Consider the following 20,156-nt stretch of genomic DNA (forward strand, 5'->3'; position numbering starts at 1 on the left):
GAATCCAGCACAGGCGGGCCGACCGCCGAGCCGTACGCGAACTCAGTCCGTTTGCGCTGGCGTGCGGAGGTCGCATTGAAGTCCTCAGCACGCGGCGCCATCGTATTCGCGAGTTTCGACTTTAGGTCCTCGTGCTAAAGATAACTGTCGCGAGCGGCATTCCTATTGCTTCGGGGATGAACGCAATCTGTTTGTCGGGCAGCGGCGACGGGTTTCAGCACCAATAATCGCTTTGCGCGTCCTCGCTGAACGCGCGTCCCGTTCGCACTTACCAACTCTCCCATCCAGAATTGCCACGCATGCCATTGCCTGTGCGCTCTCGCCGCGTGTTGCTTGGTACGCGCCGTGGCACTCGCTACGCCACCGCGCAACAAGCAGAAAAAGCAATAAGATTGGGAGTAAACACCATGCTCAAGAGACTGGCGGCCGTAGCGGCCACGTTTGTCCTCGCCTCCACCGTTTATGCGTCGGCTGACGAATGGGGCGAGAAGTTCAAGATGATCGACACCGATGGCAACGGTTCCATCAGCCGCACGGAGTGGGAAGCAAACTGGACGAAGCTCAAGATTGATCCAGCCCCTACCTTCACGGCAATGGACGCAGACTCAAACAACAGCGTCGATACGGACGAATGGGTGACCGCCCAGAAGATGGTGAAGGCATTCCCTGAGGGGTGCAAATCGTCTTCGGAATCCTGGTGCCCGAAGCAGTACTAACAGCCTGTACTTTTAGTTCGCGCCGGGCGACCGAATTCATCGGAACGCCCGGCGTACGATTTCCCAAGATTTCTGCGAGTCATTTTCCTGCTCCGCCGTTTGCACATATCCGGGTGATTTCGCCGGCAACAGAAACCTCTTTTCATATGACGTCGGCAATCATTGCCGATCGGGCGGCATGGGACAAAATTCGCCATGTCGAGGGAAAAAATCCCTTTAAATTCGGCATTGATAATCGGTTCTCGCTCGTTAGAACGGCTTGGGCTCGGATGCTTGAGGTGAGCGCAACCAACCGTGAAGCTTCTCATCGTCGAGGATCACCCGATCGTCATATCCGGCTGCCGAGCGCTCTTTTCTCAAATCGATGGGATGGCGATCGTCGAAGCGCGAACGGCAGCAGAAGCACGGCTCGCAATGCCGCGCGAAGATCCTGATGTGACGATCATCGACATCAATCTTCCGGATGGCTCGGGCCTTGAGCTGACACGTGAGTTCGTCGGCCACGACCGCGAAGCTCGCATCGTCGTCTTCTCGACGAGCGATACGCCGATCCTTGCGATTCAGGCGATCCAGGCCGGCGCAAGAGGCTACGTCAGCAAGACCGGCGGCTCGACCGATCTGCGCGAGGCCGTGCTGGCGGTCGCCCGCGGCGATACGTGGATCTCGGATGATCTCGTGCAGGAGATGGCGCTGCTCCGGGCACAAAACCATCAAACAGAAACGCTTCTCAGCGAGCGCGAGCAGCTCGTCCTGCGAATGCTGGCGCGCGGCCGAAGCATGGCCGAGATCGCCAACGATATTTCCGTGTCCTATAAGACCGTCGCATCGGATTGTGCGATCCTGCGGAAAAAGCTCGGCGCCCGCACATCGACCGAAATGGTTCGTATTGCCCTTGAAATGAAGCTGATCTGAAAGCTGCCGAGCGGTTGCGATATTCGCCGAGCCGGACAGCAATCTGGGAAATAGTTCCCGACATTTCTTCCTATTTATCACCTTAATTCGGGAAGTTGTCCTCTGTTAGCGTGCTGTCAGTATGCATCTCGGAGGGAAGTAGTCCTCTGAGCTTAAGAAACGACTTCGAAACGGGGGCCGTTTCGTATCGCCCATAGAGGAGTTTTTCGAAATGAAATTTGGATTATTGGGTGTCGCAGCACTGGTGGCAGGCGCCGCATTGGCGTCCGTTCACTACGCACACCCGGCCATCGCCGCTTCGGCATCTCTGACCGCGCTTGATCCCGACAACGACGGCACGGTCGATGTGCCGGAAGCCAAAGCTGCCGCGACAAAACTCTTTACCAAGCTCGACCCCGACAAGGACGGAACCCTTGATGGCAAAGAGCTGTCCGGCCGCGTTGACGAAGCCGGTATGAAAGCTGCTGACCCCGATAACGATGGCACGCTCGATCAGAACGAATACGACGCGATCGTTGTAGAGCGCTTCAAGGCTGCCGATCCCGATAGTGACGGCACGCTCGACGACAAAGAGCTAGCCTCGGATGCCGGGAAATCATTCCTGCTTCTTGTTGAGTAAATTTCCTCGGCTGTCTGGATCGCATGCAAGTCGCGGCCAGGCAGCCTCTTTTCCTGTGTGTGCACTGAGATTTCGAGACGCATGTGACGCCGCTGCAGTTGAGATCTACCGATTCTTCCCTCACGCTTTCAGGAAATTGAGAAGAAGGGTTCGGAGGCGCGCGCTCGAGGTTTGGGTTCACCCAGTTTGTGAACGTTTAGCCTTTGGAGAAGCCCATGCCTCTCGTAAGCATTTCACGGATTGCTCTCCTTCTTTCAACCGTCACCCTTTGCGCCGCAGCACCCGCTCGCTCCGACGATCCGGTACGGGTCTCAGGCTATTTCTGCGGTCAAAAGCACGAACAGGTCGCTTTTCTTCAGCGGGAAGCTGCGGGCGACTCGGAAGAGATCGCAGCCAATGAAGTGAACAAGGTGGTTGGCAAACAGACCTGCGCCTACTTTCTTCCCGCCAATGCCATTCCCGTGAAAGACGAAACCGTGATGAGCAACGGCCTCGTCTATAAGATGCAGAGCTTTATTTTCTTGCCAGAGAAGGTCGAACGTTGGACCGGCACCTACTTCGGCTCGATGCAATCGACCAGGACCTTCAGCGAGCTCTGACCCCTCTTGGACGAAGCCGTACAGCTAAAGATGCTTACTGCCTGAGGAGTCGACCGGCTTGCTGTCGTCGGGTCGGCATGGCTCTGCAGACGCACGGCATTTGAACGTGTTGAAAGGTCCCGCGTGGCACGAGACGGATTTGTTCTTCGCGTGGTCCCACTCTTGATAACCCTCGCCGAGCGCACCGGCGCGGGATGTCCACCATGTCGTCGCAGCGGATTTGGCTTCGGCTTCGGTCTTGCCCGATGCAACGCCGCTTTTGACCATCGCGCCACAGAGCAATTCAGCGTGGCCGGTGCTGGGTGCTGCCCCAGCTGCAACCACGATGGTAAGCGCGATGGCGCTAATGTTCCACAGCGCCGGCAATAACCATCCGCGGTCCGCTAGGACATTTGATCTTCTTGATCTCGACATTGCTGGCAAGATCGAGAACTGAAATGGTGTTTGAAAACCAGTTCGCCACATAGGCTTTTCTCCCATTGTGCAGCACGGCCACGCCTTCCGGATAGCGCCCGACCTTGATCTCGGCGCGCGGTGCATACGTTTGCGCATTGAAGATCGAGACGGTTCCGCCGTGTTGGTTGGAAACGAGGATTTCTGAATTGTCGTCGGTGATGGTCACGCCATAAGGCATAGCGCTTGTCGCGGGCGTCGAGACGATCTTCAGAGTTTTCGTATCGATGATCGACAGCGTCGCGGCTTGGACGTTGGCGACCGCCAGTTGTTTTTCGTCCGGACTTATTGCCAATGCGAACGGCGCACGGCCGACGGGAATTTCCGCCAGAATTTTGAGATTCTTTGTGTCGATGACTGCGACATTGTTCGATTCACGGTCGGCAACGAAAAGCCGTCTGCCGTCTCCCGTCGCAACGAGATGAGCCGGCGAGCGCCCCACGGTAAACGTCGCTTCAGCCGCGCCGGTCGTCTCATCGACGATAGAAATGCGATTGGCGCTCCAGTCGCCTACAAAAAGGCGGCCCGCATTGTCGGACGCAATGCCGAATGGCTGGCCGCCGACCTTTAGGGTCGCCAAGACAACGCGCCGGTCAAGATCGATGACGGCAATCTCGCCGCTGTCGGGAAGCGTTGCGAAGGCTTTGCGTGATTTCGCATCGATCGTGAAGGCTGCCGGCTTCCCGGTAATGGCGACCTTCGCCGCAATTTCGTCGGAGGACGTGTCGATGACAGAAAGAATGCCGTCGTCTTGACTGAGAACGTAGACGCTTTGCGGTGAGGCCATCGCCACTGCGCCTTTCAGCGCAATGGCGATGGTGCTCAAAAGGGCAGCGACGGGAAGACGTGCCCTCATTTACCTTCAACTTTCGCCTTGAGGCCTGCGAGGCCGGCTTTAATGTATTCGGTCGATCCCTTGACTGCCGCTTCGTCATTCTGATCGTCCGCCGGCTCGTTGCCGGTATCGAAGCGATAGAGACGCGAGATCCACTCGACCTCGCTACCTCCGTCGGCAGCGGGCTGCACGATAATCGCATCGGAATACGAACTGACCGGGAGAGCCTTGAGGTCTTCGTTTTGCAGGCGGTAGTCGATCTCCATCGCCTTGTCGTCGATAGCATCAAGGCTGTCGATGAGCGTTCCGCCAGACTTTAGCGTCAGCGTTCTGGTCGTGTCGTCGCCGCTCCCTTCGACCTTGATATTCGTGACCCACGGATGCCACGTCCCGATGGACGCAAAGTCTTTCACGACTTTCCAGACGTCAGCGGGTGGGGCGGAAATCGTAATTTTCTCGTCCACTTTTTGTGGCGTCGGGCCATGCGCCCACGCAGCACTCGAGAACGAAAGAACAGCAGCGATAACGAGAAGTGGACGTAACTTAATTGCCATAAACCAAGGCTCCTTTGGGATGGGACGTAAAGCCGAACTTCAAGAGGTGGCGGAGATTGGGGAAACGCACCGTCTCGAACAGTGAAAATGCGTAGAGTGCGAGCAGCAGCAGAAGCGCCGCGAGCGCGGGGACGTGGGACATATTCGTATTCACCGGCACGAGCCGAGGTTCCGTTGCTGAGAGAAGACGCGGCGCCAGCGAATTGACGTGCTGAAGCTCGGCGTATTGCAGGCCCGTACGCCGCGCGAGGTCTTCCAGATGCGCGGTTTTTACCGACGACAATTGTTCGTCGCCGGTCGCGGGCATGGCACCAAACGGAGCGTTGCGCGGATTGTATCCTTCGCGCGTCTCGGCATCTGGCGGCGGCGCCCCGATTCGATTGTCCTGCGGAACGTCAGTTTCGCTGTAGACGCCGGCTTGCCGTCCCTCGTCATCGAATTTCGGGATCGGCGTTTTTTCCGTTCCTCCGACGCCGACGATCAAGCCCTTTACAGCACCCGGCTTGCCATCGAAATCCGGAACGCCCGTGAAGGGCAGAGGCGGCGCTTCATGTCCGTCAGTTAGAAATAGAAGATCCGATTTCAAGCTCTGAGCGATGTCGATGCCCGAATAGAGGCCCAGGGCGATATAGCTGTCGCCCGCCCACGCCATGCGCCAATCGAGATCCGAGATTGCCCCTTCGAGTGCATCGTAGTTGGCGCAGATCTCGGCCGGATCGAAGAGGAGATACGAAATGCGCTCCGTAAAGACGCCGAGACCGAGACGTGAGTCGCAGGGAAGATCCTGCATCAGATTGACGAGCGCAGTCTTGGCGGATTCCAGACGATCCTGCGATCCGCGCGGGTTTCCCATGTCGCGCGTGTTCATGCTACCGGTGATATCTATGATTGCCAAAACGTCGGCGATGCGCTGGTTGCGCACGAGATGGAAGCCAATCATCGCGGCAATAGTCAGTGCCAGCGCGCTCGCGAGCAAAGCTGTTCGGCGATCGAACTCAATCCCGAAGAAAGTCATGGCAACCCCTTCGGAATGCCAGGCAGATCCGTCCATAATTTCTTTGGTGCGTCGGGCGATTCTTTATCGGGATTATCCGCTTGCGGCAGGTCACGCACGATCCGCATGGCAACGTCGATATTGTAGCGCGCATCCCAGTTTGCCGGATCGAGTTTGAGGGCGAGGCGATATTCGAATTTCGCCAAATTGACGAGCGCAGCCGCTCCGTCGAGATCCCCCTTGCGAACGGCCTCGGCCGCGAGCAGCGTTCTGGAATTGGCGATATTGTAAAGCGCAGCCGCATGAATGGCCCGGGGAACCCTTTCGACCGACGAACTCAAGGTTGCTTGCGCATCATCGATTTGATCGCGTCGCAAAGATTCATTTATGCGCGCCAGAATCTCCTGCGCCGTCGCGGTTCGAACGTTGATCGCAGCATCACTCAGTGCCAGGAGTTGGCGGATCGTGCTGTTAGCGCGTTCGGCTCGGAAGAAGTCATCGGCGGCGTATCCAAACCAAACCGCGCACAACAGCGTGAGAAACCAAAGAATTTTTCTGCGCTGATCCGATAAAAGCGTGATGAAGCGGTCAACGAGCATGCGCGCCTCCGGGCATGGCGTGGAGCGAGCGGGCGCAGAGCTTCGCAGCAAGAAGAAGAGCTAAAGCCAGCGCCGCATACCCGTATGCCCATCGCGACAGGTCGTATTGCGGGATGCGCTCGGTGTAGACGATTGGCGTCTGCTCAAGCTTGCCGATATCTTTGATGGCGGCTTTGACCGCATCAGCGTTCTCCGCTTCATAAGCACGGTAGGGAATGCGCAAACTTTGAAAGAACTTGTTGAGGTGACGTTCGGGGAGCGCCTGCGGCGTATCCTCTGCATCGGACGGAGGAGTGGCGAACATGCTGTTCGAACCTTCGGTGCGCAGATAGAGGAAATAGAGATGGACGGGGCGCCGGGCGAAATCCGTTCGCAACGCCTCCTGCACGCGCCGCCCCACGACCGCGACGCCGTCCGAGACCAGAACGATAGCGCGCGAACCAGGCAGAACATCTTCGTCGATCATGCTGAGCGCCATGCCGAGGCCGCGGCCGACATCCGTGAACGCGAGACCCGGCCGGTCGATCGCATCGATTGCATTGAGAACGACGCCTTTGTGATCGGTAATCGGCACTACATGTAGCGGCGCAGTTGAAAATTCGGCGATACCGAACCGGTCATGTTTGCGCTCCACGACGAAATCCTTGAGCAGCCGCTTGGCTGCCGCCGATTTCGATTCTTCTGCTCCGCTGGGCTGACGACCTGCGAAGGTATCGTTCATGCTGGCGGAACGGTCTATCAACAGCACGATGTGCGCGCCCTGTCCAAAGCGCTCGATCTTGCGTTCACGCAGCGCAATTCCCGACAGTCCGAGAACGATGCCACTAATGGCGAGCACTCCCGCAAATCGCAGTGCCCAAGTCAGAACTTGCGAAAGCCGGTCGATCGGGAGGTCCGCAAGCGAAGGGTAGCCCTCCTGCTTCTGTGTCCCGAGAAAGAGCGGGATAAGCATCAGCGGCAGCAAATATAAACCGAGCGGGTTCGTAAAAATCATGCCGCCGCTCTTTCTTCGCGTGCAAGATCGCCGGCCAGCCTCTTCACGCTTTCAAACGGGAAGCGATCCTCGGCGGTGCGTCGATCGTCGCCGAAGAAATAAAGGCGCGAACTTTCGAAAAAAGCTTTGAGCTGCGGTGCCAGCCCTTCAAAGCGCGGATGTTCTCGCGTGAACGCTGAAGCGTCTTCGGCAAATAATCGATGACCGGCCGCTTCGTCGAAAGCGCGATGCAGAATGAGAAGTGCCTCACGATAGGAAGCGTCGCCCACCCCATAGGGCAGGAGGTCCCGGATCTGGCGGTCGGCTTGCGTAAACGGACGGCCGGCGCGTTTCTTGAACGGCCAGATGGCATAATGCCAAAGCAGCAGTAGCCCACAGCCGAGAAGCGCGAGACCCGAAAACGCAAGCATTTTTTCTTTGGAGGCGACTGGAATCTCGTGTGCCTGCACGTTAGGACGCAGGACGTCCGAAAGTTCTTTCGTCTTTTCGGGCATGAGATCGTTCAAAACGAGATTACGAAGCGGCGAGAGGGTCAGGCGCAGAGCAGGAACCGACGCGGAATATTTCTTCGCAGCTTCTTCCGAGTCATTCGGCGCAGTTTCATCCGGCGCAACACTCGTCGGATTTTTGAACTTCAGCGGGAAGGCCGGGATGTCGAGTTCAGTTGCCTCGATCGCGGAATAGAAAATCTGATACTTCAGCTTGATATCGTAGATCCGCCGCCCGTCAGCTTCGCGCTCTGTGTGGTCGATGGAAACCAAGTCGAGCCAGTACGTCAGGGGACCGGGCCGTGGAAGTGCCGCGGTAAAGAGTTCGGTGTTACCGCTGGTGACGACTTGAACGTCGCGTTCGAGCATATCTCCGATAAAATAACCGAACGTTCGCGGCTCATAGATGTTGACGGCGTCTATGGCCGCCACCGCCGGGCGAATGCCGATCAGAATGAATACGATCATCCAAAAGATGCGCATCAGGCGGCCCCGTAGAGAAGATAGGCGGTAAGGCGCATCCAATCGATCGAATCGCGAATGGTGAACATCTCGCGAGCGTTCGCGTCGAGGACGCGCGTGATGCGATCGCGCCGCTCGTTTCGCAGCGTCAACCATTTCGCTTTCAATGATGGACGCATGGCGACAAGACGATGCCGTCCGGTTTCAAGGTCGCGAAGATTGAGCAGACCCCAACGCGGCAAGTCCTCAATCTCAAGACTGTCGCGCAACTCGATTGGCACGACGTCGTGGAAGGCGAGCGCCTCGGCTGCAGCCCGCGCCCCCTCTTCAGGCCACAAAAAATCGGAAACAATGAAGACAAGCTTGCGCGATCCGGCAATTGCCGCACCGGCTTCGGCGATCCCTTCAATTCCTTGGTGCTCGGCTTTTGCGTGGCGAAGCCGGTCAATGGCGTCCAGGTGCGCCGCGCGTGACAGCGTCTTCCAGAGCAAGAGGTCCTGGCGCAACGCGCTGTCAAACGGCAGCAATGCAAAGGTATCACCGGTACGTTCGGTGCAAATCGCAAGCGCTTCGGCAATATCTGCCGCAAGGGACATCTTGTTGCAGTGGCCTTCGAAGGCCATCGAAGCTGAAACATCGACGAGAACGACGACATCAATCGCGCTCGGCTGTTCGGCGCGACGGACAAGAAGACGTTCGAAAGGGTCGCTCAACGAGGCGCGAACGGCGATGCGCCTCGGATCAGGAAACGCGGTCAGCGGAACGACATCGCGGAACAGGCCGCTGCTTCCCGACAGATAGCTCTTGTGCGCGCCGACGCGGACGCCGCTCGTACGCCAGGGTATGGCATAAGCGAGATCGCGCGCGGCGTCGTTCATGGCGCCGGTACCTTGGCGAACACGCCTCTGATAAGCGACCGAATGATGTCATCGCGTCGAAGTTCATAGACCGGCGCAAGGAAGATGCGGTGCGCCATGCACTCAGAGAAAATCTCGCGAATATCCTCCGGCACGACCATGTCTCTGCCGGAGAGCCACGCCTGCACGCGCGCCGCTCGGATTAGATAACTCATGCCGCGCGGGCTGGCTCCGCCCGCCACGAGACGCGTGATGTCGACGTTTGGAATATCAATGCCGGCCTTCGCGGGTTCGCGCACGGCGGTCCAGAGATCGAGAACGTAGCTCTCCAGCGCCGGGCTTACGATGATGCTGTTCTGAATGACCTTGGAAAGCGCATTCAGACGCCGGTAGCCGATCACGCCTTCCCTGAGTGATGAAATAAGCGCGTCGACATCATGGAACTTCGTCTCAAAGAGCAAGTCTCGGCGCGCCGTATTGTCTGTCGGGGTAGCAATGCCAACTTCCATCAGAAAGCGATCGCGTGCCGCGGCAGGCAGCTCAAAGGTTTCCTCACGCTCGATGCGATTGCGATCAGCAAAGACGAGCAGATTGGGAAAATAGTGTTCCTTGTTGAAGGCCGTGATACTGCGCTCGGCCATCAATCGCAGCAGCAGCGAATGCACCTGAGGGCGCGCCCGGTTGATTTCGTTGAAAAAGAAAACCGAGAGATCGCTGCCATGGCGAAGAACGGGACCCGGATCGACGCGTGGCTTACCCTCTTCGTTAAGAAACGTATGATAGATCATGTCAGAAGGCATTAGATCGATCGTGCCTTCGATACGCTCGTAAGCACCACCGAGCGCTCGAGCCACTGCGCGCAGGAGCGTTGTCTTGCCGACGCCGACGTCGCCCTCCAGAAGAACATGCCCGCGCGCGAATACGGCAATTGTCAGGAGACGGATTGCCCGTTCTTGGCCGACGACAGCTTTCGCGATTTCCTGCTCGAAGTCGCGAGCATCGCGGCGCCAGCTTTCGAGGTTAATTGGTTCGGACATATCGGCAGTAGGCTGCCGATCAAGCGTTGGGCGATTCATTATTCTTGTTCCCAAGCATGGCGTGCTCAGCCGGCCGAACGACTGGACGTCAGATTTAAGTTCGGACGAAAAGGGGGGTGCTGTTTTGGGCAGCACCCCAGATACCTCGGAGAGGAAATTTTTTCGTCCTGCAAGCGTCGCAAGATCCGAGGATTATTTATCCGTCTCGACTATTGGATTTTCGAGACGTCGTAGACCCACTTGCCGGTCTTCTTGAAGTTCTCAGCGCGCTTCGCATTCCGCTCTTCCATGGCAGCCATGGATTCGCTCTGCTTCGCGAGCTGCTTCGGGTCGTGCTTCGGATCGAACTTCGTACCCTTGATCTTTTCAGGGAAGCCGGGCTTCGGCTCCCAGCAGTTGCCCGGAGCGCGGCAGTGCGTGCCATCGTAGGCCATGGCCGCGGGTGCCATCGCGCCAGCGAGGCCGGCAAATGCAATTCCGGCAACGAGCGTGAGTGAAAGGTTCTTCATAGGCATTCCTCCATTTTTCTACTCGTTTTCGGACGGTCTGATCCGTCCTTGTTGTTCCGTACCAGCCAAGCCCTGTGAGGCAGACCTAATCAGGACATGAGCTAGTTGCCGGAAATCTTGCATTGCTGCTTCGCAGCGGCAGCGCGTCCCGTTTTTTCCCATTCGTCGATATTGAAGGCTTTGAAGTTCTTCTTCTGCTCGTCCGTCAGCCACTGAGCGTCTTTGACGTCGTCCTTCTGGATGTGGCGGATCCAAGCAATGAGCTTCATCATGTCGTCGAGCTCGATGTCTTGGCCGTGCGGACCCATCATGCCGTTGGCACCGCCGAAGATGGTCTCAAACAGACCCTTGTCGGTCTCGTTCTTCGGATAGGTCCAGTAGGAATCGTTCAGACCCGGACCGACCTTGCCTTCTCCGATATGCCCGTGGCAGCCCGAGCAGGACTCGAGAAAAACCTCTTCGCCTTTGGGTAGGCAGCCTGGAACTTCGACGTAGGCATCCACACCGGTTTCCAGGAACTTCTTGACCGCAGGGGTATCACGGCCTTCCTTCGGTGCCGTGCCATCGACGTCCAGGGTTTCACCAGTAATGGTATTCTGAAAAACCTGTTGGGCATTGGCCATCTGCGCACCCGCGATCAACGACCATACGACAGCGCCGGCTGCCAGAATTCCAAATCTCATCTGCAATTTCTCTTCCACTCTTCTTCGATTGCCGATCTGCGGGACATCTGTCTTCAGGTCGGCGGTTGAGGCGCTTCGAAGGGAATTCCTTCGTCTTTCAGAACCGCATCGATTTTCTTCTGTATGCCCGGAAGGGCGGTGTTTATCGCGGCCATCAGATCTTTCTCGTCTTTGCGGACGGCGAATGACTGGTCGAAATGAAACGGAACGCGCTGGCCATCGTCGCGAACATTATTATCGGGAATGACAGTCAACTTGAGCGCGTCATTCGCCTTGACGTAACGCGCGACTTCCGGCGCGAAACCAATAGCGAGCTCGGATTTTCCCGAAGCCACTTCGCCGACCATCCGATCTGGCGGAACGCGCGTGTAGGAGTTTCGCTTATCCTTGAAGTTGGTCAGCGACGACACGTAGTTGATATTGTCGTTATAAAGATCGAGCTTGGTAATCATCGTTTCGGCGGGCGTGCCTTGCACGAAGCCAATCGGATTTGCCTTGACGATATCGGGACTATCAAAGCTGTCGATCTTCAGCGGCGAGTCCTTGCGCTGAATGAAAACATAGGCCGCTCGATAATAGGGCTTCGACGTCAGAACGCGGGGATCGTTGGCATCCGTTCCGATAATGACATCGCAAAGATTTTTATCGAGCTGATCGCGCACCGCGTAGATGGCGTCTTTTTGAGACCAGACAAATTCGGCTTTTCGCCCCAAGCTATCAGCAAGAATTTTGGCGATCTTATTTTCGAATCCGGACTCGTCGTCCGCCGAATACGGCAGTTCTTTCGCGGCCGCGCAGACACGCAGGACATTTTTGTCCTCCGCCGCAGCAGGTTTTGCATCATCCGACATCGACGGATTGAAAGCTGCGAGCGCGAATAGCGAAACACTGATGGCAGCCGCGACTTGCCAAAGATGCGAAACAAATGTCCGCGAATGAGCGGTCTCTAATTCGGGAGCCATGATTTGAACAAGGCCTTTCAAATCGGTCTGGCGGTTGCTCGCGCCTCGCGCGGGATCAAGCGCTGTTGCCGGAAATTCGAATGAATTGCTCGCGAGGCAGATAGCCGTCGTTGTGAAGCGAATAATCGACTATCGCCGCGCGGCTCGGGTCCTTTTCGGACACGAGAGATATCCAGTGGGCTATGGCGTCGGTGAAGATCGCCGATGCCATAGCCCAAGGCTGATTATCAGCCCTTCTCGTATTCGCCGACGTTGACGTCGTCGTAGGGGTTCTTGCCGTCAAGCGAGAACACTTCGACGCTGCCGCCCATCTGCGTGTAGTTCTGGAGTTGCTTGAAGGCGCCAACCGCACCGAGACCAGCGGTCGGATCCTGGAGGTCGAACACCAGACCGACGCCCGGCCAACCACCAACGCCCGACATGATAGCAATGTACTGGATGCCATTGTGCTCGTACGTCATCGGGTAACCGATCACGCCCGACGGCAACTTGTGCTTCCAGAGCAGCTCACCGGTGTCCGAGTTGCGTGCTTTGATGAAGCCATCAAGCGTACCGTAAAACACCAGGTTGCCAGCGGTTGCGAGCGTGCCGCCCCAAACCGAGAAGCGCTCCATGTGCTCCCACTTGTACTTGCCGGTGATTGCGTTGTAGGCCTTGATTTGACCGAGGCCCAGGAAGTTCTGGCGATCACCCTTCGGACCTGGGTACATCCACAACGTTGCACCAACGAAGAACTGACCTGCGCGGTAGGGAAGCATGAAGGGCTCCCAGTCCATGCAGATGTGGTTGATACCCATGAAGAACAGCTGCTTCTTGGGATCATAAGAGTCGTGACCCTGGTTGTGGTAACCCATGGCCGAGGGGCAGATGTCCGTGCCCTTGTGGTTCATGTAGGTACCGTATTCAGGATCGCGAACCGGAAGGCCGGTCTTCAGGTCGACCGTCTTGAAGACGTTGACCGTATCGTCGAGCTTGTTCGCCGAGATGAGGTCGCCGTTTGAACGATCAAGCGTGTAGACGATGCCGTTACGATCGGGATGCGTCAGAAGCTTGCGCTCCTTGCCGTCTTTGTCTTTCTGCTCAGAGAGCATCATGACGTTGACGCCAGCGAAGTCCCACTCGTCGTGAGGCGTCTTCTGGTAGCCGAACTTCAACTCACCGGTGTCGGCATCGCGGGCCATGATCGTCATGGTCCACTTGTTATCGCCCGGACGCATCGTTTCGTTCCACGGAGCGGGGTTGCCCGAGCCGTAGTAAATCAGGTTGAGCGATGGATCGTAGGCATACCAACCCCAGTTGGTGCCGCCGCCGATTTTCCAAGCGTCACCTTCCCAAGTCGCAAGGCCAAGGCCCTTTTGACCGTAGTGCGGGTTCGCCTTATTGAAGTCATCGCCGATACCGATATCGGCGTCCGGACCGGTCGCGTACTTGCGCCAGACTTGTTCGCCGGTTTTGACGTTATAGGCGGTTGTGTAGCCGCGAACGCCGAGTTCGGCGCCCGAAGAACCGACGATTGCCAGATCCTTCACGACGTACGGAGCCTGGGTTTCGGTCTGGCCGACTTTGATATCGGCGTTTTCGACTTTCCAGTATTCTTCGCCCGTCTTGGCGTTAAGCGCGACGAGGTGACCGTCGAGCTGGGTCTTGATGATCAACGCCGGAACTTTACCGTCGCCCGGCCAATAAGCCAGACCGCGGTTCACGAGATCGCAGCACGCCACGGAACGAGCGGCTGGGTTCTGCTTCGGGCTATGCTGCCAAAGGATGTGGCCCGGATCGTTGAGATCAAGAGCAAAAGTCTTGTTGGGGAATGAGGTATGAACGTACATCACACCATCGACGACGAGCGGAGCGCCTTCATGGCCGTGCAGCTCACCGGTCGAGAACGACCAAGCATGCTTCAACTGCTTGACGTTGCCGACGTTGATTTGGTCGTCTTCGCTGTAGTTATTCGAGTCGTAATTCCGACCCGGCATCACCCAGTTGTCTTTGCTCTTCGACAGTTCAACTAGCTTGTCATTCGCGTAAGCGCTGGTTGCGACGCCGAGCTGCATAGCGGCGGCTATCGCCATGCAGGACGCCGACATCAGCATTGAGGTGCCAACGACTTTTTTCATGCCCATTTAACCTCGCGTTTCCTAAACCCAGCTTTTTCTTATTCGGCCGAGGCGACTTCCCTTGTGAAACGAAGGGGTACTTTTGCCGTCCCGACCCTCTGAGGCACGAGCGGAATACGGGCAAAAGTCTCACCCGAGGCCACTCTTAGATGCGTGCTGCGCGTTCGGATCGCTGGTCGTCCGATGGTTGCGCGATCAGCACGGGGCGGACCGTAACGATGTAGCCTTGCGAGGTCTTCAGATTGATCGGCAAATTGGGCCGGGAAGTTTTGGCAAAGAAGACTGCAGACGTTGTCCTGGTAGTCTCTGCGCGCGTCTGTCATAGCTGGCGATGAGAGAATGAAAACCACCTGTAAAAGCGCAAATAATCGTGATGACCCATCGCCTTTCCATCTTTGCACTGGCCCTCGTGATTGCCGCCGGCTTAAACGGATGCAGTGACGAACAACCGACACAGCACCAAGCAGAACACCGTTCCGGGCTGACGAAGGTCGGCACGAAGAGCTGGTTGACGGAACAGGACGACGTGAGGCCGGAGATCTGGTTGATTGAGCATGAGACGAAGAGTGACGGGAAAGTTGCCGCCTCAAAATCGGGAGAAGTTCGCCGTGCTCTGATCGAGGCGTCCGAAAAGTTTAACGACTCGCCACGCATGGTCGCGAACCGCGCTGTCCAGCTCGAAGATATGCTGAAAGGTGCGGGCGGCGATGAAACCGCCATCAGCTTGATTACTATGTTGAACAACGCAATCGCCGCCAATCGGATCGAGAGTTTCGGCGCGGCGGGACAGCAGTATTACAATTTGCGCAAAGCCGGATTCACCGGCGAGCAGGCGCTCGATGCGCTTTCGAAACGTTATGGTTCGCGCAGTTGACGTAATGCAAACGACATCGCGTTTATCCGGTTTAGCTGCCCGCTTGCGAAAGGCGGCATGGTTTAGTCGCTCCATCCGGCAGCAAGTTCTGCTCGCGATTTCCGCGATGCTTTTTCTTGCCACCGTACTGATGGGAGCAACCGCCGTCCTCAATGGCCGCCAATCCGTGAACGTCGAAATCGAAGCGTCGATGGATACGGCGGAAGGCTATCTGCGCGAGCTTGTTCGGCGGATCAACGCCGAAAATCATCTCTCCGACCTCGATAATCTCGTTGCCCACGAAATTCAGCATCTGCGTCATGCCCGCGTTTACGTTGAAGATCCGGGCAAGCCGATGCGCGTCCTGCGATCACCGGAAACGGTGTCCGATATCGATGACGCCAATGATCGCACGCCCGACTGGTTCGAGGCACTGATGATGCCTAAAGGCGGTAACGATCATACCCGCGTCATCAGCATTGAGCCGAACGGCCGCTCGCTCATTCTGAAGGGTGACCCGGATGACGAGATCGCGGAGAAGTGGGAGCAGCTCTCAGCTTTTGCGACGGTCGCGGTCGTCGCCATCGTTTTCATCGTCTTGGCTTTCTATATCGTTCTCGGCCGTATCCTCAATCCGCTGACGGACCTTGCGAAGGGACTGGTGGCGCTTGAAGCGGGTGAGCGGTCGCAGCGCCTCAAAATTCCAAAAGTGACCGAAGTTGCCGACATTGCAGTGAAGTTCAATTCGCTTGCTGCATCTCTCGATCAGGCGCGAGAAGAAAACGGCGAACTCTATCGGCAGATTCAATCCGTGCAAGAAGATGAGCGGCGCGAGATTGCGCGCGAACTCCATGATGAGGCTGGTCCCTGCCTTTTTGGAATTACCGCGAACGCGGAATCAATCAGCCGTCTCACCGATGCGCTCCGCGAAGACAGTGCTGAAGCCATTCGCAAAAGAACGGACGAAATCCTGTCGATTTCCTCGCGTCTCAAGGCTATGAATCGCGCGCTTTTGAAGCGCCTTCATCCTGTCTCCGTCGGCAAAGTGCCTCTCTCTGCGCTCATTCAAGATCTCGTCTATGATTTCGAACGGCGCCATCCCAACGTTCGCATCGGCCTTTCGGTCACCCCGCTCATCAGGCCCTACGGTGAGCGCATCGACCTCACCGTCTATCGCTCAACACAAGAGGCGCTGACGAATGCCATTCGGCATGGTCAGGCGACGCACATTGTCGTCCAACTTCGCGAAGAGGCCAGCCAAGGCGCCGGCAGCGATCATGATGCAATCGCCCTGCGCATCAGCGACGATGGCGTTGGCCTGAAGCCCGACGTGCAAGCAGGCTTCGGATTATCCGCGATGAGAGAGCGCGTTCTGGCAGCGGGGGGCAGCCTTGTCATCGCCGGTCACGAACCCCACGGCACCACGATTTCAATCAAAATCCCGTTGCGGCCCCGAGATCTTCACGGTGGTTCCGTCAACGCATTTTCCCAGGCGACCGCATGACCAAAATTCTCGTGATCGACGACCATCCCATCGTGCTGCAGGGCTGCCGCCGCGTGCTTGAAGATGCCGGCATCGACGACATCATGCTCGCGTCAAATCTCATTGAGGGATTTCGCGCCTATCGCCACGATAAACCCGATCTCATCATCATCGACCTTGCAATCAAGAAAGGTGTGCTCGGAGGGCTATCGTTTATCCGCCGCCTTCGCATCCACGACAAGCACACGCCGATCCTCGTGCTGACGATGCACGAAGACCCCATGATCGCCAGCCAATCGCTGCGACTCGGTGCTAATGGCTACATCCTAAAAGATACATCGTCCGTAGATATCGTGAAGGCACTGCAGGCCGTGCGCCAGGGCAAGGCGTTTCTGAGTCATGCCATTGCCTCCGCGATTGCTGTGATGGAAACAAAAGGCCGGACCAACCCCCTCAACGGCATGACGTTGCGCGAATTGCAAACGTTGGAGTTGATTGCCCAAGGCAAGCAATATGCTGCTATCGCCGACGAATTGCACGTCAGCTACAAAACAATTGCAAATACATGCTCCCAAATCAAAACGAAGCTTGGCGTAAAATCGCTCCCCGAGCTGATGCGCATTGCCATCGATCACCTGCCTGAAATGTCGGGGCAGAGAATAAACGATCGTTCTGCGCCGCCAATGCGTCTCGGGAAGGTTTGGTAGCTCGAATTGCAGTGACTTGGCATGTGTTCCTGGGCCATCCGTTCGACTGTAAAAATACAAGAACTTCGGAAACGGCTCGGGTAGGATTCTCATGAGATTTTTTGTTATCGGATTATTGGCCTTCATCGCCGGTCCGGCTTTCGCCGATCAGTCGTGCAAGGACCAAGTCGATGCGGCGTTCGCAAAGCTACGAGAGGCAAAAGCATTCCGTCTTGAAACCACGATTACGAATGCTGACGGTTCGTTGAAGATGAAAGCCGATTACGTTCTTCCCGATCGGATGCACCAAATCGTCGAGGTCTCGAACCAGCCGATGCCTATGGAGATGATCGTGATCGGCAAGCGCGCCTGGTCCAATCAGCAAGGCGTCTGGGCGGAGTTGCCTCAATCGTTCGCGGATACCGTCGCCAATCAGATCAAGGAAACGGTCGCGCAACCTCCGAAAGTCGGCACCGACTATAAGTGCGCCGGCAACAAGGATTTCGAAGGCAAAACCTACGCAGTCTACCAAGGCACTCTTGCGATGCCGCTCACAGCCGACGCGAAGGACAAGGGACCGCGCGTCTCTGCCGTGTCGGTGCCGAACCAGCAAAGCGTTTACATCGATAAGACCACAGGCTTGCCGGCACGCAACATCGTTACGCCGGTGACCGATCCAACCAAGCGGCTATTCGACGGAACGTTCACAGTCATGCCCAATCTGACGATCGAGCCGCCGGCAGTAACCGCCAACTGAAGCGTGGCAGACCCCGGTCACCGAGTGGCGGTTGATGCCATCGCCTATAACAGGTGGCCGACGACAAGATCGCGATGCGCGAGGCGCGCCCGACCGTCTACGGTCAGATCATAGACCGACCGTGGATGTGTCGTTCGCGCAATCAGAATGACGCTCAGCTGCAATCGGTTCTCACGCGGCGACAGCCGGAAACCCGGCTACGCAAATCGGAAGCGACAGAAATGGGTTTTTCTTGTCTTCGAATTTCCGTTTTTTTCTCGTGCCTAATGGCTGCCAGTTCCGCAGCGGTAGCCACTCAGCTGCCTGTTCGAAAAGCCGGGCACTGGCAGCTGACGACGGTTGCGGCGACGGTTGGTATGAAAACATTCGACGCGTGCATCACAAGAAATGATCCGATTGTGACCGGGATAGGTAAAAAGAATTGCACGGCGTCCGGCGTTAGAGTTCTTGGCGATGAGCGATACGTTGACGTGGTTTGTACGACCGGCGCGGGCAAAGAAACGACCAGCACAGTACTTACTGGCAATTTTTCAACGTGGTACCGCGCCATGTCCAAGATCACGTTCGATCCGCCGCAAGACGGCGTTGCTCACATGGGTGTGACGATCGACGGGAAATATCTTGGACCGGATTGTCCGTCGAATATGTCCACTGGGAACGTGAGATAGACTCAATTACTTGGCTTGCCGCAATGTCCGCGGTCTACTTCGAACAGATCTTTGCAAGAAACCTCAGCAAACAACTATGCTCCCGCAGACGTGGCGAACTTGTCCGCTGAGGTGTATCTCCATTTTCATTCCATCAAATTCTGCCGTCAGATCGCGCGCATAAGACCGGTCTGCGGATGGCAGTTGATATACTCGTAGTATTGGTTCGCACCATCGAATACCGACACTTCGTGATAGAGCGTCAAATTTTTGAATTTCTTTGCCAGCCGGTTGAACGTGACGAAGATCTGAAGGTGCGTTTGGTGCGTTGCGCCCCATGTTTCAAGTGCCGAAACCGATCGCCAGAGGCTGTATCCAAATCCTCTCTCGGTTTTGTTCCCATTCTCATCCATATGATGGAGATAGCGGTTGCAATAGCAGCCGACCTCGAGTCCGTCGTCACGCAGATAGTTCATGCCTGCGTGCAGGACCGGTTCGATTTCCTCGTACCACGTGCGACGTTCTTCGCCCTCGGTCGTGCTCCAGTCTTCGCCGGAACGAATGAGCGTAAGATTATCATGCCCATTGATAATCACTCGTCCACCCAACGCCGGAGATCCAGAGTTAAGCGAGAGTTCGCCCTCCGGGTCCATCGTACTGGTCTGCGACAACGGCAGCCGATCGCGCATCGAGCCCCAATAACCGTGCTCGATGATCGGTTCGCTCATCTTGCCGAAAAGCACGCTAACGCCCTCGAACGGACCGTGCTCATGCGTGAAGATGGTTTCAAATTGCTCCATGCGTGGACGCAGGATTTCACGGAAGTAGCCAACGCCTTCAGTGAGGCGCTTATCTGACGCCCACCAATTTGCGATAGCGGGACTTTCATTCCATTTATGAAACGTATCAGAATCGAGCCAGTAGCCGACGGCTATGGCGTTGAAATACCCTTGGGCGTCGATGAATCGGACCAAGTCGTATCGTGCCGGCCCGTTCTGCTCTTTAAACGAGGCGACGATGTTCTGAAGCGCTGCGAGCGCCTGCTCTTTCTTCTCCTCCCCCTCGACCTGCACGCCGAAATACGACATCACGATATTTTCTATCGAGGGATCCGGGCGCGAGGAAAACGCCGGCACCGGCGGAACCCATTTATCGCTCACTTGGCGCGTGCGGGTTCGCGGACAGCGCAGATGGCTGGGTATCGATGAATCCAAAGTCATAGCAGCTTCCTCCCGACTTTCACTAGGCTGCAGAGCAGCATCAATCGTTGCACCTCCTAAGAGGGCTTTTGCGATCGACGGGAAAAGAGGTAGCTCGAAGTTTTCGGGCGAACTAGAGCA

General features: G+C 56.7%; 24 protein-coding genes. 9 read left to right on the forward strand and 15 right to left on the reverse strand.

The features are described from left to right. Positions 1-407: 407 nt before the first annotated feature. The 4 genes from RLW55_RS02055 to RLW55_RS02070 all read left to right on the forward strand — a co-directional run bounded on the left by RLW55_RS02055 (position 408) and on the right by RLW55_RS02070 (position 2,846). Positions 408-716, forward strand: coding sequence for a hypothetical protein (locus RLW55_RS02055; protein ID WP_013946145.1), 309 nt, complete (start codon positions 408-410; stop codon positions 714-716). A gap of 294 nt (positions 717-1,010) precedes the next feature. Beyond that, positions 1,011-1,628, forward strand: coding sequence for a response regulator (locus RLW55_RS02060; RefSeq protein WP_409562071.1), 618 nt, complete (start codon positions 1,011-1,013; stop codon positions 1,626-1,628). A 211-nt stretch (positions 1,629-1,839) separates the two neighbouring features. Next, entirely contained in the window at positions 1,840-2,247 is a 408-nt protein-coding gene (locus RLW55_RS02065; protein WP_423415411.1) for an EF-hand domain-containing protein, read from the forward strand. Between the two features lie 203 nt (positions 2,248-2,450). After that, the gene (locus tag RLW55_RS02070; RefSeq protein ID WP_423415412.1) at positions 2,451-2,846 is read left to right on the forward strand and encodes a hypothetical protein; all 396 of its coding nucleotides are present in this window, start codon (positions 2,451-2,453) and stop codon (positions 2,844-2,846) included. Positions 2,847-2,870: 24 nt separating this feature from the next. On the opposite strand, the gene RLW55_RS02075 is transcribed toward RLW55_RS02070, so the two are convergent. The 14 genes from RLW55_RS02075 to RLW55_RS02140 all read right to left on the reverse strand — a co-directional run bounded on the left by RLW55_RS02075 (position 2,871) and on the right by RLW55_RS02140 (position 14,360). Continuing rightward, positions 2,871-3,170 (reverse strand): hypothetical protein, encoded by a 300-nt coding sequence (locus RLW55_RS02075; protein WP_423415413.1) that lies wholly within the window; start codon positions 3,168-3,170, stop codon positions 2,871-2,873. A 19-nt stretch (positions 3,171-3,189) separates the two neighbouring features. Then, on the reverse strand, positions 3,190-4,155 hold the full coding sequence (locus RLW55_RS02080; protein WP_423415414.1) for a YncE family protein: 966 nt from the start codon (positions 4,153-4,155) through the stop codon (positions 3,190-3,192). After that, the gene (locus tag RLW55_RS02085) at positions 4,152-4,688 is read right to left on the reverse strand and encodes an SRPBCC family protein (protein WP_409562066.1); all 537 of its coding nucleotides are present in this window, start codon (positions 4,686-4,688) and stop codon (positions 4,152-4,154) included. Before RLW55_RS02085 ends, RLW55_RS02080 begins: the two co-directional genes overlap by 4 nt. After that, positions 4,678-5,703: a vWA domain-containing protein gene (locus RLW55_RS02090; RefSeq protein WP_423415415.1), complete on the reverse strand. Its 1,026-nt coding sequence runs from the start codon at positions 5,701-5,703 to the stop codon at positions 4,678-4,680. Before RLW55_RS02090 ends, RLW55_RS02085 begins: the two co-directional genes overlap by 11 nt. After that, positions 5,700-6,281: a hypothetical protein gene (locus RLW55_RS02095; RefSeq protein WP_423415416.1), complete on the reverse strand. Its 582-nt coding sequence runs from the start codon at positions 6,279-6,281 to the stop codon at positions 5,700-5,702. The genes RLW55_RS02090 and RLW55_RS02095 overlap by 4 nt, the downstream gene beginning before the upstream one ends. Beyond that, entirely contained in the window at positions 6,271-7,275 is a 1,005-nt protein-coding gene (locus tag RLW55_RS02100) for a vWA domain-containing protein (RefSeq protein WP_423415417.1), read from the reverse strand. The genes RLW55_RS02095 and RLW55_RS02100 overlap by 11 nt, the downstream gene beginning before the upstream one ends. Continuing rightward, positions 7,272-8,246 (reverse strand): nonribosomal peptide synthetase MxaA, encoded by a 975-nt coding sequence (locus RLW55_RS02105; RefSeq protein WP_423415418.1) that lies wholly within the window; start codon positions 8,244-8,246, stop codon positions 7,272-7,274. The genes RLW55_RS02100 and RLW55_RS02105 overlap by 4 nt, the downstream gene beginning before the upstream one ends. Continuing rightward, a complete protein-coding gene (locus tag RLW55_RS02110) occupies positions 8,246-9,103 on the reverse strand; it encodes a DUF58 domain-containing protein (RefSeq protein ID WP_423415419.1) in 858 nt (285 codons plus the stop codon). Before RLW55_RS02110 ends, RLW55_RS02105 begins: the two co-directional genes overlap by 1 nt. Beyond that, the gene (locus RLW55_RS02115; protein ID WP_423415420.1) at positions 9,100-10,119 is read right to left on the reverse strand and encodes an AAA family ATPase; all 1,020 of its coding nucleotides are present in this window, start codon (positions 10,117-10,119) and stop codon (positions 9,100-9,102) included. The genes RLW55_RS02110 and RLW55_RS02115 overlap by 4 nt, the downstream gene beginning before the upstream one ends. A gap of 209 nt (positions 10,120-10,328) precedes the next feature. Beyond that, positions 10,329-10,628, reverse strand: a complete 300-nt coding sequence (locus tag RLW55_RS02120) for a methanol dehydrogenase [cytochrome c] subunit (protein ID WP_013946132.1) — start codon at positions 10,626-10,628, stop codon at positions 10,329-10,331. 101 nt (positions 10,629-10,729) lie between these two features. Continuing rightward, positions 10,730-11,311: a cytochrome c(L), periplasmic gene (moxG, locus tag RLW55_RS02125; protein ID WP_423415421.1), complete on the reverse strand. Its 582-nt coding sequence runs from the start codon at positions 11,309-11,311 to the stop codon at positions 10,730-10,732. A gap of 53 nt (positions 11,312-11,364) precedes the next feature. Further along, positions 11,365-12,273: a methanol oxidation system protein MoxJ gene (gene moxJ / locus RLW55_RS02130; RefSeq protein ID WP_423415422.1), complete on the reverse strand. Its 909-nt coding sequence runs from the start codon at positions 12,271-12,273 to the stop codon at positions 11,365-11,367. A 55-nt stretch (positions 12,274-12,328) separates the two neighbouring features. After that, the gene (locus RLW55_RS02135) at positions 12,329-12,484 is read right to left on the reverse strand and encodes a hypothetical protein (RefSeq protein WP_423415423.1); all 156 of its coding nucleotides are present in this window, start codon (positions 12,482-12,484) and stop codon (positions 12,329-12,331) included. 16 nt (positions 12,485-12,500) lie between these two features. Then, complete coding sequence (locus tag RLW55_RS02140; RefSeq protein WP_409563222.1) at positions 12,501-14,360, reverse strand: methanol/ethanol family PQQ-dependent dehydrogenase; 1,860 nt, start codon at positions 14,358-14,360, stop codon at positions 12,501-12,503. A 403-nt stretch (positions 14,361-14,763) separates the two neighbouring features. Between RLW55_RS02140 and RLW55_RS02145 the strand changes: the two genes are divergently transcribed. The 5 genes from RLW55_RS02145 (at position 14,764) to RLW55_RS02165 (ending at position 18,837) form a co-directional block, all read left to right on the forward strand. Beyond that, entirely contained in the window at positions 14,764-15,264 is a 501-nt protein-coding gene (locus RLW55_RS02145) for a hypothetical protein (RefSeq protein ID WP_414461649.1), read from the forward strand. A 106-nt stretch (positions 15,265-15,370) separates the two neighbouring features. Continuing rightward, on the forward strand, positions 15,371-16,747 hold the full coding sequence (locus RLW55_RS02150; protein ID WP_423415424.1) for an ATP-binding protein: 1,377 nt from the start codon (positions 15,371-15,373) through the stop codon (positions 16,745-16,747). Then, entirely contained in the window at positions 16,744-17,433 is a 690-nt protein-coding gene (locus RLW55_RS02155; RefSeq protein WP_409562055.1) for a response regulator transcription factor, read from the forward strand. Before RLW55_RS02150 ends, RLW55_RS02155 begins: the two co-directional genes overlap by 4 nt. Before the next feature lie 91 nt (positions 17,434-17,524). Beyond that, a complete protein-coding gene (locus RLW55_RS02160; protein ID WP_423415425.1) occupies positions 17,525-18,169 on the forward strand; it encodes a hypothetical protein in 645 nt (214 codons plus the stop codon). A 53-nt stretch (positions 18,170-18,222) separates the two neighbouring features. Next, positions 18,223-18,837, forward strand: coding sequence for a DUF3617 domain-containing protein (locus RLW55_RS02165; RefSeq protein WP_423415426.1), 615 nt, complete (start codon positions 18,223-18,225; stop codon positions 18,835-18,837). Between the two features lie 146 nt (positions 18,838-18,983). Here the strand turns inward: RLW55_RS02165 and RLW55_RS02170 are convergent, their stop codons facing one another. Further along, entirely contained in the window at positions 18,984-20,036 is a 1,053-nt protein-coding gene (locus RLW55_RS02170; RefSeq protein WP_423415427.1) for a phenylacetaldoxime dehydratase family protein, read from the reverse strand. Between the last annotated feature and the right edge of the window lie 120 nt (positions 20,037-20,156).

The organism is Hyphomicrobium sp. B1 (assembly GCF_049532635.1).
In the GTDB taxonomy this organism is placed as follows: domain Bacteria; phylum Pseudomonadota; class Alphaproteobacteria; order Rhizobiales; family Hyphomicrobiaceae; genus Hyphomicrobium_B.

Coding starts and splice junctions, on each gene's coding strand:
- RLW55_RS02120 (WP_013946132.1), bottom strand. CDS start 10,628: ATGAAGAACCTTTCACTCACGCTCGTTGCCGGAATTGCATTTGCCGGC.
- RLW55_RS02135 (WP_423415423.1), bottom strand. CDS start 12,484: ATGGCATCGGCGATCTTCACCGACGCCATAGCCCACTGGATATCTCTC.
- RLW55_RS02095 (WP_423415416.1), bottom strand. CDS start 6,281: ATGCTCGTTGACCGCTTCATCACGCTTTTATCGGATCAGCGCAGAAAA.
- moxJ (WP_423415422.1), bottom strand. CDS start 12,273: ATGGCTCCCGAATTAGAGACCGCTCATTCGCGGACATTTGTTTCGCAT.
- RLW55_RS02160 (WP_423415425.1), top strand. CDS start 17,525: ATGAGATTTTTTGTTATCGGATTATTGGCCTTCATCGCCGGTCCGGCT.
- RLW55_RS02110 (WP_423415419.1), bottom strand. CDS start 9,103: ATGAACGACGCCGCGCGCGATCTCGCTTATGCCATACCCTGGCGTACG.
- RLW55_RS02145 (WP_414461649.1), top strand. CDS start 14,764: ATGACCCATCGCCTTTCCATCTTTGCACTGGCCCTCGTGATTGCCGCC.
- RLW55_RS02140 (WP_409563222.1), bottom strand. CDS start 14,360: ATGTCGGCGTCCTGCATGGCGATAGCCGCCGCTATGCAGCTCGGCGTC.
- RLW55_RS02155 (WP_409562055.1), top strand. CDS start 16,744: ATGACCAAAATTCTCGTGATCGACGACCATCCCATCGTGCTGCAGGGC.
- RLW55_RS02100 (WP_423415417.1), bottom strand. CDS start 7,275: ATGATTTTTACGAACCCGCTCGGTTTATATTTGCTGCCGCTGATGCTT.
- RLW55_RS02150 (WP_423415424.1), top strand. CDS start 15,371: ATGCTTTTTCTTGCCACCGTACTGATGGGAGCAACCGCCGTCCTCAAT.
- RLW55_RS02090 (WP_423415415.1), bottom strand. CDS start 5,703: ATGACTTTCTTCGGGATTGAGTTCGATCGCCGAACAGCTTTGCTCGCG.
- RLW55_RS02065 (WP_423415411.1), top strand. CDS start 1,840: ATGAAATTTGGATTATTGGGTGTCGCAGCACTGGTGGCAGGCGCCGCA.
- RLW55_RS02115 (WP_423415420.1), bottom strand. CDS start 10,119: ATGTCCGAACCAATTAACCTCGAAAGCTGGCGCCGCGATGCTCGCGAC.
- RLW55_RS02080 (WP_423415414.1), bottom strand. CDS start 4,155: ATGAGGGCACGTCTTCCCGTCGCTGCCCTTTTGAGCACCATCGCCATT.
- RLW55_RS02105 (WP_423415418.1), bottom strand. CDS start 8,246: ATGCGCATCTTTTGGATGATCGTATTCATTCTGATCGGCATTCGCCCG.
- RLW55_RS02170 (WP_423415427.1), bottom strand. CDS start 20,036: ATGACTTTGGATTCATCGATACCCAGCCATCTGCGCTGTCCGCGAACC.
- RLW55_RS02085 (WP_409562066.1), bottom strand. CDS start 4,688: ATGGCAATTAAGTTACGTCCACTTCTCGTTATCGCTGCTGTTCTTTCG.
- RLW55_RS02055 (WP_013946145.1), top strand. CDS start 408: ATGCTCAAGAGACTGGCGGCCGTAGCGGCCACGTTTGTCCTCGCCTCC.
- moxG (WP_423415421.1), bottom strand. CDS start 11,311: ATGAGATTTGGAATTCTGGCAGCCGGCGCTGTCGTATGGTCGTTGATC.